We start from the raw sequence: 15,553 nt of genomic DNA, 5'->3' as shown, positions 1-15,553 counted from the left end.
TTTATCAAAAATTATCAAAAATTCTGACTCCTGACTTCTAAATTCTGACATTATTTTATTATAATTTTAAGAATTGTTAACTGTCAAAAATTAAGGTCATGAACGCAGCCGACGATAAAACAATAGTCCGCGAATACTTCAACTCTACAGGTTTTGACCGTTGGAGACGCATCTATGGAGATGGTGAGGTCAACAAAGTACAGCTAGATATCCGTACTGGACATCAACAAACCGTAGATACCGTCATCGGCTGGTTAAAAGATGATAACAATTTATCCCAGTTAACCATCTGCGATGCTGGGTGTGGTGTTGGTAGTCTCAGTATTCCCCTGGCTACTGAAGGTGCTAAAGTTTACGCCAGTGATATTTCCGCCAAAATGGTCTCAGAAGCACAGGATAGGGCTGCATTAGCTTTAAAAAATACAGTTAATCCTGATTTTACAGTACAAGACTTAGAATCGTTAAGTGGCAATTATCACACAGTTATTTGTTTGGATGTGCTGATTCATTACCCCCAAGAAAAAGCAGATGAAATGATTTCTCACCTGTGTTCTTTGGCACAATCACGCATCATGATTAGTTTTGCCCCAAAAACCTTTTTTCTGTCTATCCTCAAAAAAATAGGTACTTTCTTCCCAGGACCAAGTAAAACAACTCGTGCTTATTTACACCGTGAAGCAGATGTAGTGAAAATTCTGGAGAAAAATGGCTTTAAAATACAAAGAAAAGCCATGACTAGAACCCGTTTCTATTTTTCCCGCTTGTTAGAAGCTACAAGGTAAAAATTCCTTGTTTCTCGTTCCCATACTCTGTATTTCCCGTTATTTCTCGTTTTCTCGTTCCCATACTCTGTATAAAAATGAATTGTAGCAGACTCTGGCTGCGATTAAATCAAATGTAGAGCCTCTTCATAGCATTCCCAGTCGGAGACTGGGAACGAGATAATATTAGTGGAACATAAAAGCAAGTCAGGTTAAAATCGCAAGCAAAGTCTAACTCAGAAGTAAAACTATGAAAACGGCGGAAAAATTGGCTGCTGGTTGGCTGCTTACACTCGGATTCATGTTTTTAACGATATCAGTAACCGCAGGAATTGAAAAACTGACAGCAGAAAAATCAATAAATATACCTACTCAAGATGAGTATGATTGGCAAAATCCCGATTATGAGAATAATGACACTATAGTAGGGGGTATTATTTTTGGTGTTCCTAGTTTGATATTAGGTGGTTGGTTAGCATTAGGACTATATAAGCAAAGCCGACAAAATAAAAAAGCGATTACTCAACAAAATCATGAGCGGTTACAATCCCAATTTTATCAAATATTACAAACAAATAATGGCAGAATTACATTGTTAGGTTTTGCCATGCAGTCACAGTTACCAGCCGCAGAAGCTAAAGAATATTTAGACCAAAAAGCTAAAGAATTTAATGCTAATTTTCAAGTCAATGAAGAAGGAGGGGTATCATATCACTTTGATGTTTAATGTCGCTTTGCTCATTTATAGCTAGGTAATAATGACACAGATTTTTTTAACCATAGCTGCTATTTTCGGTGGTTTATCTGTAGCTGCTGGTGCGTTTGGCGCTCATGCTTTGCGGGAAAAAGTCAGTGAAAGAATGTTGGAAATTTTCGACACTGGCGCACGTTATCAAATGTATCATGCCCTGGCATTGTTGTTAGTGGCTATCCTCATCAGTCGCTTTGAAACTCCACCTACAACTCTGTTAGCTAGTGGCTGGTTATTTATTATTGGTGTGGTGATTTTTTCTGGCAGCTTGTATGCTATCACATTTTCTGGTATAAAATCACTGGGAGCGATCGCACCATTAGGAGGAGTTTCATTAATGGCTGGTTGGGCTGCTTTAGCTATTACTGCTGCAACTATCAAATTTTGATATTTATCAGTTATCAGAGATAATAGGTTGTAGGAACTATTTATCCTGATACCTGTAAGGGTTTAGAAATTCTAAACCCCTACTGACTCCTAAAATATTGCATTTAAAATATTCCATTATTCATGATCACCTTTGATTGTTTTATTACACTCTTATGTCGCCAACAAAAGAATTAGCAGTTGAATTTAAAAATGTCAGTTTTAAAATTAATCACCGTCTTCTATTATCTAACCTAAATCTTAGCATTTATCAAGGAGAAGCATTAATTTTATTAGGGCGTAGTGGCAGTGGTAAAACCACAACTTTAAAATTAATCAATCATTTACTGACACCCACCCAAGGACAGGTTTTAGTACAGTCAAAACCAACTACCCAATGGGATGCAATTAAACTGAGAAGACGCATAGGTTATGTTATTCAAGAAACAGGTTTATTTCCCCATTTTACCGTAGCTGAAAATGTGGGAATTGTACCATCTTTAGAAAAATGGTCAGCAAATAAAATTCAAACAAGAGTCCATGAAATGTTAGAATTAGTAGGTTTAGAACCTACAAAATTTGCCCAACGTTATCCCCATCAACTATCAGGAGGCCAACGTCAAAGAGTAGGAGTTGCTAGGGCTTTAGCCGCAGATCCACCTATACTATTAATGGATGAACCTTTTGGGGCGTTAGATCCTATTACTCGTTTAGAATTACAACAACAGTTTCAATATTTACAACAACAATTAGGAAAAACCGTGATATTTGTCACCCATGATATTCAAGAAGCTTTCTTTTTAGCCTCCAGAATTGGTTTAATGTATGAAGGAAATTTAGTTGCTTTAGGAACGAGAAGAGAATTTATTAAATCCCAGCATCCTGAAGCACAGGCTTTTTTATCTTGTTTGAATGCTTTAAAACATTGGGAAGAACTTAATTAAGAAAGGAGTCAGGAGTGGGGAGTAAGGTTGAATTTAAACGCTTTATTAACTCTGAATTAATACTTCAGATACATCAATTAAAAATATATAACAATCAAAAATCATGTTTTTATTTAAATATGCTTCAGAAATTATCCTCCGCAGTGGCGAACATTTAATATTAGTAGCTATAGCCATGATAGTGGCCATTTCTATTGGTATTCCTTTGGGTATTTTTATCACCCGTAAACCAAAACTTGCACCTCCGATTTTGGGTTTAGCAAACGCTATCCAAACTATTCCCAGTTTAGCCATATTTGGTTTTTTAATTTCCGTTCCCTTTTTAGGAGGAATCGGTAAAAATCCGGCTGTTGTTGCCTTAACTCTTTACGCCTTATTACCCATAATTCGTAATACTTATATTGGTATTAATGGCATTGATCCCGCCATTAAAGAAGCGGGTATAGGTATGGGAATGACAGATAGAGAATTATTATTTCAAGTAGAAATTCCTTTAGCTTTAGGAGTTATCTTAGCAGGTGTAAGAGTTGCTACTGTTATATCTGTAGGAATTGCCACTATTGCTGCTGCTATTGGTGGTGGTGGTTTGGGAATCTTTATTTTTAGGGGTATTTCTACAGTTAATAATGAATTGATTTTAGCAGGTGCAATACCCGCAGCTTTAATTGCTTTAGGTGCAGATTTTGGATTAGGTTTTTTAGAAAAAACCCTTAATAAACCAACAGGAAATAAACCAAAAATAGCAGTTATTTTAGGAATAATTGTCTTTATTATATCTGGATTATTTGTATTTAACTCTCAGCAAACATCAGCCACAATCACTATTGGTTCAAAAAACTTTACTGAACAAGTAATTTTAGGTGAAATATTAGCACAAACAATAGAAAACAATACTAATTTAAAAGTAGACAGAAAGTTTAACTTAGGTGGTACATTTATTGCCCATGAAGCAGTAAAAGCTGGAAAAATAGCGGGTTATGTAGAATATACAGGTACTGCATTTGCAGCAGTTTTAAAAGAAAAAACCATTACAGATCCGCAAGTTGTTTATGAAAGAACTAAAAAAGCATATCAAGAAAAATATAATTTAACCGTCATGCAACCTTTAGGTTTTGAAAATACCTATGCGATGCTTATTCGTGCTGAAGATGCAAAAAAATGGCAAGTTAAAACCCTTTCAGAAATTGCAAAATATACTCCGCAAATGCAAGCAGGTTTTGGTTATGAATTTTTAGAACGTGCTGACGGTTATCCTGGTTTCTCAAAAACTTATGGTTTAAAGTTTGCTAATATTAAACAAATGGAATTAGGGGTGATGTATCAAGCATTAAAAGAAAAACAAGTTGATTTCATAGCTACAAATTCTACAGATGGGTTAATTCAAGTTTTAAATTTAGTGATGTTAGCAGATGATAAAAAATACTTTCCACCTTATGAAGCAGTACCTGTTTTTAATCAAGAAATACTTGAAAAATATCCAGATTTAGTAGAAACTATTAATAAATTAGCAGGTAAAATTTCTACAGCAGAAATACAGCAGATGAATTATCAAGTTGATAATCAATCTCAACCAGTGGAAGATGTGGTGAGAGAGTGGTTAAAATCTCAGAAGATATAGTTTTTAACGCTGATCACACTGCAATTTTAAAATAAAAAGGTGTGTTATTTGTATTAACACACCTGAAAAAAATAGTATTGTTGAAGGGCTTATTCAAAAGATAGTTTATGTTTGGGCGATCGCTTCAATTCAAACACAGATAGAATCATAGGAATGGGAAATACTAAAACAGTGTAGAACTGGGTTAGGGATTTGAAGAATAAGCGTTGTCCGGGATCGTTGACGAGATCGAGAATAGGATGTCCAAAGGCACTTGATAGTCCAATGACCGTATAGCCTACTGTTACTACGAATAACACGAGAAGATAGATAAGTGCCATGAGTCGGCTATTTTTGAATGGTAGTGCCTTCATTGCATAGAAATACAAGGCATTCTCGAAGGCTACCAAAAACAGAAGAAACTGAAAGCCGATATAGGGGAGATAATGATACAAGAAGTTGACTTCTGGACTCCAGACAAACACAATTCTGAACCAGACCGTCAAGAGAATTTCAATGGGCAAGAAAATTGCTGAAACGATATAGGCATATAGTGGAACTTTCTTTTCCTTATACGCATCTTGAATTCTCAAAAAATTGAAAATTACATAGAAGAGAAAAGGAACTTCCCACAAAGGTAGGAGCATCGCCGAAACCGTTCGACTGGGTTCATGGTCTAACAAATTACAGGAGTGATTAAACCCAAACAATTTATAGATTGCAGTGGTATGGGGATCAACATCAACGAATTTTGCAGTTAAAATCGCTCCCGTGAGCAGTATGATGGTCAATGCCACATAGGAAATAAGTCTCAGAACTTCTGGATTAAACGTCAAACTAAAGGAATAGTTGAGTGCCTCATTCTTGGTTGACTTGTCAACAGTCATATTTGTTTTACCTCAATAAACGTGTAATTTTAATTTTGGATAACTGAGTAATTCAGGTTTGAAAAACCTTACTATTGATCAATTTGGGAAAATTTTTCTGAGAGCTTTTTATAGATTCTTAGGTCAGTAATCTGAAGACGAAACCCAACCAAATCTATACAGCAACCAAACTGATTTTATTAATTAAAATATAAAATATCACATAAGTGTTGAATGTGGACATAAAATTTAAGAGAAAAATAGGCTCTGCGTCTGGTGTATTACAATGTTTTGCACAACGGAGAGCCTCTGGAAATGCGTTACCATGCTCTGGATAGTAACGATAAACAAAAATCTTAATTAAATGTGAATATCTATTGGCTTTCGTTAGTAAAACACTAACTAGCTTTTAGCCCTAATTTTTTCACATCCTGAGTTTCAAAAGACCAGCTTTGAATAGCATTTAGATAGTTATTCATATCATGATCTTGAATACCATCAAAACCAGGTTGCGATAGGGCGCTGAATAATCCATCCAAATAGTCCATCAAAATATAGCGCAGCCCTGGATTCAACGTGATTGTTTTCTCTTCAGAAATATATAAATGTGTTCCCACATGGGTGTAACCCGCCAAACGCGATGGCACTTTGGTGACTATATCATTATTGTTTTCAAAGCGGAAAAATTGCCCTTTACACATTGAGTCGAGCAGTTTAGCCGTACTCCAGGTCATTGACCGGGGCTGACCAAAAGTATAAACACTCGTAAAAGGAATCTTCAGATGTGCAAGGCGAGCCGCCGCAATCGTCGCCATTCCACCACCAAGGCTATGACCTGTAATCAGGATAGGACGCTCTTGTACTTGTTCGCACTCTTTATAAGCCGCCCAGAGAGGATCCCAAACGTCAGTTACAGAATCCCAGAAGCCTTTGTGAAATTCGCCAAATAACTGCTTCGTTGACAAGACATTGATATTGTCTAACCAGTCTACAAGTTCATTTGTGCCACGGAAGGCAAAGCATAGATAATCTTTATGCTCAATCAAAGCGGCTTGTGCGCTATTTTTATCTGCACCAACGACAGATATAAAGCCATCATCTTCAGCTTTAAGACTGGCTAAAATTCCTGCCTCATCCGGTAGCTGATTGTCCTTTGATACACATTTGTAAACTTCAGAAGCACAACGAGCCATCCAGTAGGCATTACCAGGGTCAAGCTCTGTTTTATGTGGTGCAATGGGTTTGTTCATTGGGTGTCTGCAAATCAAATAGTATAGGTTTGAGAATCGAAGTTATTATACCAGTGTGATCGCACAACATTGTATTGTAAAATTTCGTCAAATCTATAGACAAAATTTACCATCCCCAAGTACCAGGTTCGCCTTTAAATGGACCAACAACATCAGACGTTATCCATCCTCCATAAAAACCACCAGCTTGAGGTTGAACTAATTCGTCATTGACATAACAAGCATCCATTAAACTAGGATAAAAACTAAAGTATTCTTGAATTGATTTAAAGTTAGGAGTTGGTTGAATATAACGCCAAGCTGCATTATTTACATATTTATCTCCTACAGAAATATCATAATATTCACATATACCTTTCCATTCACACATCGTTTTTCTAGCTGTAGCTATTAAATATTCTGTTTTAATATCTTCAGCAGGAATATAATAACCAGGAGGATGACTGGTTTCTAAAACTCTTTTTGCTTTATTTGTGTCTGCTAAAACAATACCATTAAAAATTACTTTGATATGTTTATTGCTGTCTTGTAAAATTGCTGGACGAGGGTAGTCCCAAACTGATTCTTGTCCTGGTTGTGGGGGGATGGGATTTGGTTTCATGGTTAGTTAAAATCTCAATTCAGGTAATTTATTATCATTCCTATCAAAATGATAACATTAATCTTGGGTTTAGCAGTGCTAAACCCTGGCAAAATTATTAAATCTAAGATTGATTATTCAACCTGACACAAAATCAATCCAAACCATCCTTTTTCATCTGTCCAAGTTTTGATAGTTTTTAATCCTTTGCTTTCTAGTTGTTGTGACATCTTTGTTAAATCAAACTTGCGAGAAATTTCTGTAAGTATGCTTTCTCCTCCTTCAAAAAATACTTTTAAATCTAATCCTTCCAAAGTAACCCAATGGCTTTTTTGACAATGTAGATACATTTCAATTTGATTTTCTACCTCATTGTAAATTGCCTGATGTTTAAACAAACTAATATCAAAATCACCTTGAAAACGCCAATTTAAATGAGAAAGCATATTCAAATTAAAAGCAGCAGTCACATCTTGACTATCGTTATAAGCTGCTTCTAAAATATCCTTGGGTTTTTGTAAATCAATTCCAAGTAAAAAGTAGTCACCTGTTTGTAAGGTTTTGGAAATTTGATTTAAAAAACCATCGCATTCTTCTGAGTTAAAATTCCCTAGTGAACTTCCCAGAAAGAACAACATCCGTGACTGTAAATAATTGCTTTCTAAATGCACCAAAGCTTGATCATAAGTTCCTAATAAACCGTGAATTGCAATATCAGGGTATTTCTCTTGTAACTGTAAAACACTGGTTTTGAGAATACCCCCACTGACATCAATAGGAAGATAACGACAATTATCAGCTATTTTTTGATAAGCGTCTAATAAAAGTTGAGTTTTTGTAGAACTCCCACTTCCTAACTCTATCAACTCACAACAATTTGTAATTGCCGCAATTTCATCAGCATATTGTTGTAAAATAGCTGCTTCTGTACGAGTAGGATAATATTCAGGTAAATCACAAATTTCTTCAAACAACAAAGAACCACGATCATCATAAAAGTATTTTGGTGATAAAGTTTTATGTTTTTTACTTAATCCCTCAATCACATCTTTACCATCAATAGCTAACTCTTGATAATGATGATCTAAAACTGTTAAAATTTGTGGGTTCAATGTTTTTGCAATCATGGTAAATATCCTGGAAATTAACTGTTTACAATTTTGGTTTTCAGAAATTTAAAACTGTCACCTGTCACCTGTCACCTGTCAACTAATTCAAACTTTCAGCAATTCTAAAACCAACGTGCTGATAGAAAAAAGGACGAAACCAATTTCGATAACATGGTAAAGCCATAGTACCATTAGTTGCCCAAGAACCACCTAACATCATTTGATGTCTATTATCAAAAAATGGTGCAGATTGATCTTCATAAAGATAATGGGTTTGAAATCCTGGTAAGGGGTAAAATGTACTAGATAACCATTCCCAAACGTTACCACGTAGATCAGAAATTCCTGATTTCTTATTTTTGGAAAACATCCCTACAGGAGAAGGTGAAACATATTGTAAATTGAGATTATAGTCACTTTCTAAACCCTCACCCTCGGAAAATTGTAAAGCTTGATTCCACTCTGCTTCTGTCATTAAACGAGTACCTTCACCTTTCCATTGACAGTAAGCCATTGCTTCATAATAATTGACTTCTACAGGCCAGTCTAATGGTAAATCTATTTCATCAAATGTGGTACGATAGCGGTATTTACCATTGTTTTTGTCCATAAAATCTGGTATCCAAAATTTTGGATGTTGCACATTATAGAGTTTCTTCCAATCCCTAGCTTCCAGCATCCAATATTCTAAATTATCATAACCACCAGCTTGAACAAATTCTAAAAATTCCCCATTTGTGATTAAATTTTGACTGGCTAAAAACGGTTCAACTCCAATTTCTAAACTACCATATTCACTGTCCCAACCGAAAGTTAAATCATCATCTTTTTTACCTAATTTTACCACGCCACCGGGAATTTCGATCATTTTATTTTCAGGAATTTTCCCATTTGTCGGCGCATAATTCCAACCTTGGGGGCGTTTTAATTGATCAACAGGTAATTGACGCAGTAACATGGATGAAGTTTCAAAATGGATGCGACTGTGTTCAATTGCCATTAATAAAGCCCATAAAGGATGTTGTTGATCAATGGGCAGATTTAAAGGGGTATTTTTGATAATGTTTGTAATTGCGGTTTTGGCTTTTTCTCGATATTGCCAAACTTGATCTATATCAGGCCAAACTATATCTTTTGTTGCTGCTTCTAGTTCATCTGGTGTTTCTGGATCAACACCAATTTCAAACAAAATTTCAAATTGAGGATGAATGCGCTTTTCTAATAAACCAACCCGAATTAATTTGTTGATGTAAAAAACTGCGGAATGTCCCAGATAAAAGATTAATTTGTTTCTTAAAGAATCAGGACTGCGGTAAAATGTATCTGTGCTATTTATGCTTTTGAGTAGGGTTGCTTCTAGTTCCCAAGAATTTTCAAAATAGTTGAGCAGGTTTTCGGTACTACAATGATCAAGTTTGGGTATTTGAGTAGATGCTAATTTATTCAGCCTGGGAATTGTTTGCATTGTATTATCTTGAGTTCTACCAATGTGCGAAAATGTGCGATGCACAACTTTTTATTATCCTTATTTTTAAATACCGCACATCGGTACATTTTTTTCATTGTTAACCAAAATTTAACTTTTTATTTAACTTTTTAGACATTTTTGCTGAAGAAAAGTTAAAATATCTTGTTTTGCGTAACATTTTATGGTTAAGTTTTCCCAATAACTACTAGTATATATACCTATTTGCCAAATTTTGTGCCAAATTTTGTATTAATTACAAGAATATCACTACTTTTATCTATTAATAATCTGGTGGGAATTACCCACCAAGAAAAATCTAAATTCTTTTTCTACGTCTAGTTTCTGGTGTATTAATTGGTAAAGGCAAAACCTCAGCTTCACTGCTTTCTCTAGCAACACGAATTAATAATCCAGAAGCCACCAAACTAGCAATCATAGAATTACCACCATAACTAAACATTGGCAATGGTAAACCCGTTGTTGGTATCGCCCCCGTAGCCACACCAATATGTAATAATGATTGTCCAATCATCACCACAGTAATACCTATTGCCACCAGCCGATGGATAGAACTTTTTGCTTTCATGGCTACAATTAATCCTAAGGTAGCGAAGACAGCTAAAAGTAACAAAAATAGCATACTACCCACAAAACCAAATTCTTCAGCAAAGATGGCAAAGATAAAATCAGTATCTTGAATGGGGAGATAAAAAAGCTTTTGTTGAGAAAGTCCAAAACCCACACCCCAAGTTTTCCCTGTACCTACTGCTAATAAACTTTGTACCAACTGATAACCATCTCCGGTAGAATCAGCCCAAGGGTTGATGAAAGACATCACCCTTCGGCGTTGATATTCTTTGATAGTAATACTTAATAGGGCTAATAAAAATCCACCAATAGCTGTTCCTCCTAAGTATTTGTATGGTATTCCACCAGCTAGGGCAATTAACCAAACTGTGATGCCACAAAGTGCAGTTGTACTGAGGTTTGGTTGAGCTAAAATACCCAATAGCACCAGACAGAACACACCTAACCAGGAAAAACGAATTTCCCACGTTAATCTTTCCCAATGGCCAAACAGCTTCGCACCTTGCAATACTAAAAACGGTTTAATCAATTCTGATGGTTGCAGGGGAATAGGACCGATCGCTATCCATCGTGCTGCGTCAAATGCTTTTTTTCCCACTCCGGGAATAAGAGTGACGAAAATTAACAACAAAAACAGGAATAAAAACCAATGAGATACCGCCAAAATTTTCCGTAAGGGAAGATTGACAATGATGTTGAATAGTATTAATGAAACTAATACCCAAATAATTTGACGCTTAAAATAATACATTCCATCACCCTGACGAGCATCAGCCACAGGATAGGATGCAGAAAAAAGTACAACTAAACCAACAAACAGCCACAGAAAGGTTAACCAGCGCAATAAACGCGCTTCCAAAGCCCAACTGGCAACGGAATTATCAAAAATAGGGATGAATTGGCGTAAATTCACAAGTTACAGGAATAGCAACATAAGCTATTGTAGGTTTTAAGGTTTCATTTAGTCTAAAATAATTAGGACTTACGCAGGATTGAACTCAACAGAGGGGTGTAGATTTACAAAGATTCATTCGCAAATTGGGTAATGTGTCTAACGTTACAATGTTAGAAATTGCTGCTGCCATTCTTGGTGTGATTGAATGGGAGTTTTGATTGTATCGGCGATCGCTCACAATAGAATGGATAATTGACTATAACAGATGGGATAATTAATAAACCCAGTTGCTTAAAAACTCTACTTGTCCCTGCATATCTTTTGCTGATTTGGTGTTAATCAGTCGCAAAACTCCGCGCATTAATTCACCAATTCCATATCGTTGTTGTGGTGCTAAAATGATTCCCGCATGAGACAACCCTTGTTCCAGCAAATTAGTATGAATCTGGTAAAAGTCTCTGGCGTTAAAACTAAATATAACTCGGTTGTTTTCCCTAGCCCAAGTTAGCTGTTCTGGATCAGATTTGTACAACATTCCCACATCTGCAACCGTTAATACATCTACATTGCGGGAACGCAAAGCTTGAACAAAATCTTCATCCATAGAGTCTTCGTCAATATAAAGCCGGATCTTATTCATCTGCTTTTTTATCTTTCTGGCTGTGTAACTCTGCTAAAGTCCAGTATTCTGCCTCTGCTTGTGCTAACTCATTTTCTATCTGATCACGGTTAGCGTGGTAGTAAGCTAAAGCTGCATAAACTTGGGCAAGGTTGAGGTGACTGATCCGACGGGTAATTTCTTCAGCATTTGCACCTTGTTTATAAAGCACAACTACCCGACTTACAGAGGTTCTAGTCCCTGCTATCATGGGACGACCATTACCTACATCGGGAGAACAAGTTATTAATGTACCAATATTAGTAGCAGTTAACATAGTTGAGATAATTTTTAGCTTGTTTTACTTTAGTCTATCATGAGTGCAGGTATAGCTCATCATTGATACTTAATCTAATACCTAAACTTTTGTAAATTTGCTACCATTAAATATTGACGCTGAATAAAATTATACTGTAAAATTATACTGTAAAATTGTACTGAAGAAATAAATATGTAAGATACAACCGGGAAAAGGTTGTATTCAATATATCGGTTATATCTGTAATCAGTTTTTGACCTAAAAGTAAATACTACAACAGGAGAAAGACTAGAATTATTAAAGATTAAAACCCTGATTAATTTAATGAAAGTTGATGGTAGTATTGAACCTGAAGAAAAAGAATATCTCAAGACAATTATTACCAATGCTAATTTAACATCGGCAGAAATTCAGGAAATCAAAAATTTATTATCTGCTCAGAGAATAGAGGTAGATTATTCAATAATAGCTAAATATCCCGATGATGCTTTAGGTTTATTAATTGATTTGATCGCACTTGCAAAGCGTGATGGAGATTTTCACATAACGGAAAAAATGTACATTAAACAAGTGGGAAAATTAATGAGATTTTCTGAGGTAGATATTGCCGAAATGATGTTAGCTTATTAAAGTTAAGACCAAGAATAAATAAATATCTAGAATAAATGCCCAGAAAAATTCGGGAGTTAAAAGCCGAGATTGCACGTAAAGGGTTTGTGTATCTACCAAAGCGTGGGAAAGGCAGTCATGAAAGATGGAAACATCCTTTACTGAGGAAAACATTAACAATTCCAGGTAAAGATGGAGATGATGTTCCACTTTATCTAGAAAAGCAATTAGCAAAATTATTAACTGAACTGGAAGAATTAGGAGAGGAGCAAAATTAATGAGTCAATACAGTATGATTATTCAATGGTCAGAGGAAGACCAACTTTTCCTAGTTACAATTCCCGAATTTAGTCATCTTGTAATCATGCCTTGTACTCACGGAAAAACTCGTGAAGAAGCAATTAAAAATGGAGAAGAAGTAATTGAAATGTACCTAGAAGCTTGGGAAGCAGAAGGTGAATCTATCCCTGAACCCAACATATTGCAAATTGCATCTTAATTACCAAATACCCAAACGTTTACGCGCTTCCTCTAAAGATACTCGTTTATCAGATTGAGAACGTCGGGCTAAAAAGTCCATAAATTCCTGATTTTCTTGCAGTGCTTGAACTTCAGCAGCAAAATCATCAACCACACACAAAACAAACTCCCATCAGCTTTCTTAATAATTACAGTATCATTTTCCGCTAATTCTAATAATTCGGATATTGTTAATGTAGCTTGGGAAAGCTCAATAGTTCTCATAAATTTTCATCCTGTTCATCCTTTAATCCTGGACATCCTGATATGGCTACGCCACGCTACGCTATCAGACATCCCTATTCCCTGCTATCAATAAAAAAAAGAGGTCATCACTGACCCCTAAAAAATCTACCAAAATAATCTCTGATGTATGTATAGAAATTAAGCCAAACCAGTATTTGTACCTTGCTTACCAGTTGCTAATTCCACTTTAACAATCTTACCGCCCATTTTTTGAATCCGTTGTTGTTCACGGAACCAGTTTTCATAAGGAACTAACTTAGTGAAGTAAGTATTTTGTAATTCGCGTTGGGTGCGAGTGCGAGTTAAGCTAGGAACACAAGCAGTTACTTTAAATAAACGAGCCATTTTTTTCTAAACTCCGTGTTTGTTTGGAAAAACTTTTTTATCTCAAAAATCTTGAGTACAAATCTTTAATTTATCTGTAAGGATTTAAATGATTTAGCTGTCATCGGTCAAATCTCAATTTACCAAGCCAAAAATCAATATTATTCTGACTCCTGACTTCTGACTCCTGACTCCTTACTCCTTACATTTCAAAGCCTGGAAATCAAACATCAACACTAGACCGCTAATACTCATGTTTAGTAAGCAATAGAACGACCTAGAACTCATGGTTGATTTCCAGACCTTAATCAAGCCGCACCTAAATTATAAGTGCAGTAAGTGCAAACTTACTCCTAGCTCAAGCCAGAGGAGATATAGTCAAAGTAAACGCCCATTTCTTTACCAGCGTCAGGACCAACCAAGCTTGCAGTTACTTCTTTCATAGCTTGGATAGCTTGAACGGTAGCGCCTACGGGTACACCCAAGGAGTTGTAGGTTTCTTTCAAGCCGTTTAATACACGCTCGTCGAGGATGGAAGGATCTCCAGCCAACATAGCGTAGGTAGAATAACGCAAGTAGTAATCCAAGTCACGGATACAAGCTGCGTAACGACGAGTGGTGTACATATTACCACCGGGACGGGTGATATCAGAGTACAACAAGGATTTAGCTACAGCTTCTTTAACGATCGCAGCAGCGTTAGCACTGATGGTTGTAGCTGCACGAACGCGCAGTTCACCAGTAGCGAAGTAACCTTTGAGCTTTTCTAAAGCAGCGGTATCAAGGTATTTACCTTGAACGTCAGAGGAATTAATTACAGAGGTAATTGCGTCTTGCATTGTTGTTATTTCCTTATTTCCAGATTGATTGCAACAGTTTTCAGTTTCAGCAGTTAATTAGCTGTAACCTATGACATTGCACCAACAACGTAGTCGAAGTAAGCGCCAGCTTCAGCTGTGTCTTCAGCAGACAACAAGGTAGAAGCAACAGCTTTCATAGCAGCAACGCCACCAGCAACAGCGTCAATGGGAGTACCCAAGGACTTGTACATTTCACGTACACCAACGATACCGATTTCTTCGATGGGGGTGACATCGCCAGAAACGATTCCGTAGGTTACAAGACGCAAGTAGTAGTCTAAGTCACGAAGACAGGTAGCTGTCATTTCTTTACCGTAAGCGTTACCACCGGGAGAAACAACATCAGGACGCTTTTGGAACAATTGATCGCCAGCTTGCTTAACGATGCGCTCGCGGTTGTCGGTCAATACTTGAGCGATGCGGAGACGTTGTGCGCCACCAGAAACAAAGCTCTTAATGCGATCTAATTCACCAGGGCTGAGGTAGCGAGCTTCTGCATCAGCATTCACGATGGACTTCGTGACGATACTCATTAATGGATTCCTCCAAAACTAATGACACCAGTTTTTAAACTGGTAAGACTTTGATTTGATTGATAACTGTTTTGCATCTTAGTACAAAGTGAGTCACATTTACTCAACAAAAGTACATAAGTTGAAAAACTTAATTATCCTTCCGCAAAATATTCTCCGGCATTATGTTGAGCATTTATTACTGCTCTTAATACTTTGTAATATTTTCTTTCAGAAATGGGAATAGGAGTCAGGAGTCAGGAGTCAGGAGTCAGGAGTCAGGAGTCAGGAGTCAGAAGTCAGGAGTCAGAAGTTAATATTCTCCCCCTGCTTCCCCTGCTTCCCCTGCTTCCCCTGCTTTCTTCACTGTCACCTGTCACCTGTCACCTAT

Annotated in this window: 20 protein-coding genes; 8 read left to right on the top strand and 12 right to left on the bottom strand. The window is 36.5% G+C overall.

Translation table 11 applies throughout. From position 1 onward, the window contains the following. Positions 1-98: 98 nt before the first annotated feature. The 5 genes from bchM (at position 99) to PN497_RS22290 (ending at position 4,440) form a co-directional block, all read left to right on the top strand. Positions 99-782, top strand: coding sequence for a magnesium protoporphyrin IX methyltransferase (bchM, locus tag PN497_RS22310; RefSeq protein ID WP_096567375.1), 684 nt, complete (start codon positions 99-101; stop codon positions 780-782). A 229-nt stretch (positions 783-1,011) separates the two neighbouring features. Then, the gene (locus PN497_RS22305; protein WP_096567373.1) at positions 1,012-1,488 is read left to right on the top strand and encodes a hypothetical protein; all 477 of its coding nucleotides are present in this window, start codon (positions 1,012-1,014) and stop codon (positions 1,486-1,488) included. Positions 1,489-1,519: 31 nt separating this feature from the next. Further along, positions 1,520-1,900 (top strand): DUF423 domain-containing protein, encoded by a 381-nt coding sequence (locus tag PN497_RS22300; protein ID WP_096567371.1) that lies wholly within the window; start codon positions 1,520-1,522, stop codon positions 1,898-1,900. Between the two features lie 154 nt (positions 1,901-2,054). Next, positions 2,055-2,822: an ATP-binding cassette domain-containing protein gene (locus tag PN497_RS22295; protein ID WP_096567369.1), complete on the top strand. Its 768-nt coding sequence runs from the start codon at positions 2,055-2,057 to the stop codon at positions 2,820-2,822. A 103-nt stretch (positions 2,823-2,925) separates the two neighbouring features. Next, positions 2,926-4,440, top strand: a complete 1,515-nt coding sequence (locus PN497_RS22290) for a glycine betaine ABC transporter substrate-binding protein (RefSeq protein ID WP_096567367.1) — start codon at positions 2,926-2,928, stop codon at positions 4,438-4,440. A gap of 89 nt (positions 4,441-4,529) precedes the next feature. On the opposite strand, the gene PN497_RS22285 is transcribed toward PN497_RS22290, so the two are convergent. The 8 genes from PN497_RS22285 to PN497_RS22250 all read right to left on the bottom strand — a co-directional run bounded on the left by PN497_RS22285 (position 4,530) and on the right by PN497_RS22250 (position 12,110). Beyond that, positions 4,530-5,306, bottom strand: a complete 777-nt coding sequence (locus tag PN497_RS22285; protein WP_096567365.1) for a hypothetical protein — start codon at positions 5,304-5,306, stop codon at positions 4,530-4,532. Positions 5,307-5,683: 377 nt separating this feature from the next. Continuing rightward, positions 5,684-6,535, bottom strand: coding sequence for a lipase family protein (locus tag PN497_RS22280; protein ID WP_096567363.1), 852 nt, complete (start codon positions 6,533-6,535; stop codon positions 5,684-5,686). A 106-nt stretch (positions 6,536-6,641) separates the two neighbouring features. Then, complete coding sequence (locus tag PN497_RS22275; RefSeq protein WP_096567361.1) at positions 6,642-7,136, bottom strand: DUF427 domain-containing protein; 495 nt, start codon at positions 7,134-7,136, stop codon at positions 6,642-6,644. A 113-nt stretch (positions 7,137-7,249) separates the two neighbouring features. Next, positions 7,250-8,242 (bottom strand): L-histidine N(alpha)-methyltransferase, encoded by a 993-nt coding sequence (egtD, locus tag PN497_RS22270; protein WP_096567359.1) that lies wholly within the window; start codon positions 8,240-8,242, stop codon positions 7,250-7,252. Between the two features lie 82 nt (positions 8,243-8,324). Continuing rightward, positions 8,325-9,689: a 5-histidylcysteine sulfoxide synthase gene (ovoA, locus tag PN497_RS22265; RefSeq protein WP_096567357.1), complete on the bottom strand. Its 1,365-nt coding sequence runs from the start codon at positions 9,687-9,689 to the stop codon at positions 8,325-8,327. Positions 9,690-10,008: 319 nt separating this feature from the next. Further along, entirely contained in the window at positions 10,009-11,193 is a 1,185-nt protein-coding gene (locus PN497_RS22260; protein WP_096567355.1) for an FtsW/RodA/SpoVE family cell cycle protein, read from the bottom strand. 256 nt (positions 11,194-11,449) lie between these two features. Further along, a complete protein-coding gene (locus PN497_RS22255) occupies positions 11,450-11,815 on the bottom strand; it encodes a DUF5615 family PIN-like protein (protein ID WP_096567353.1) in 366 nt (121 codons plus the stop codon). Next, positions 11,808-12,110 carry a DUF433 domain-containing protein gene (locus tag PN497_RS22250; RefSeq protein WP_096567351.1) on the bottom strand — a complete coding sequence of 101 codons (303 nt, stop codon included), beginning with the start codon at positions 12,108-12,110 and terminating at the stop codon, positions 11,808-11,810. The genes PN497_RS22255 and PN497_RS22250 overlap by 8 nt, the downstream gene beginning before the upstream one ends. Before the next feature lie 285 nt (positions 12,111-12,395). Between PN497_RS22250 and PN497_RS22245 the strand changes: the two genes are divergently transcribed. Genes PN497_RS22245 through PN497_RS22235 form a run of 3 tightly spaced genes read left to right on the top strand, consistent with a single transcriptional unit; the run spans position 12,396 to position 13,200 of the window. Further along, complete coding sequence (locus PN497_RS22245) at positions 12,396-12,722, top strand: TerB family tellurite resistance protein (protein WP_334310687.1); 327 nt, start codon at positions 12,396-12,398, stop codon at positions 12,720-12,722. 35 nt (positions 12,723-12,757) lie between these two features. After that, the gene (locus PN497_RS22240; protein WP_096567347.1) at positions 12,758-12,979 is read left to right on the top strand and encodes a type II toxin-antitoxin system HicA family toxin; all 222 of its coding nucleotides are present in this window, start codon (positions 12,758-12,760) and stop codon (positions 12,977-12,979) included. Continuing rightward, positions 12,979-13,200: a type II toxin-antitoxin system HicB family antitoxin gene (locus PN497_RS22235; RefSeq protein WP_096567345.1), complete on the top strand. Its 222-nt coding sequence runs from the start codon at positions 12,979-12,981 to the stop codon at positions 13,198-13,200. Before PN497_RS22240 ends, PN497_RS22235 begins: the two co-directional genes overlap by 1 nt. Here the strand turns inward: PN497_RS22235 and PN497_RS22230 are convergent, their stop codons facing one another. The 4 genes from PN497_RS22230 to apcA all read right to left on the bottom strand — a co-directional run bounded on the left by PN497_RS22230 (position 13,201) and on the right by apcA (position 15,183). Further along, complete coding sequence (locus tag PN497_RS22230) at positions 13,201-13,335, bottom strand: hypothetical protein (protein ID WP_268932475.1); 135 nt, start codon at positions 13,333-13,335, stop codon at positions 13,201-13,203. 269 nt (positions 13,336-13,604) lie between these two features. Continuing rightward, positions 13,605-13,811 carry a phycobilisome linker polypeptide gene (locus PN497_RS22225; protein WP_096567343.1) on the bottom strand — a complete coding sequence of 69 codons (207 nt, stop codon included), beginning with the start codon at positions 13,809-13,811 and terminating at the stop codon, positions 13,605-13,607. Positions 13,812-14,143: 332 nt separating this feature from the next. Next, a complete protein-coding gene (gene apcB / locus PN497_RS22220) occupies positions 14,144-14,629 on the bottom strand; it encodes an allophycocyanin subunit beta (protein ID WP_015213876.1) in 486 nt (161 codons plus the stop codon). A gap of 68 nt (positions 14,630-14,697) precedes the next feature. Beyond that, positions 14,698-15,183, bottom strand: a complete 486-nt coding sequence (gene apcA, locus PN497_RS22215; protein ID WP_096567341.1) for an allophycocyanin subunit alpha — start codon at positions 15,181-15,183, stop codon at positions 14,698-14,700. Positions 15,184-15,553: the final 370 nt, after the last annotated feature.

Origin of the sequence: Sphaerospermopsis kisseleviana CS-549 (assembly GCF_028329225.1) — a bacterium.
GTDB lineage: Bacteria > Cyanobacteriota > Cyanobacteriia > Cyanobacteriales > Nostocaceae > Sphaerospermopsis > Sphaerospermopsis kisseleviana.
Note: the sequence above shows the minus strand (reverse complement) of the source record. Positions and strands in the feature narration are given on the sequence as shown.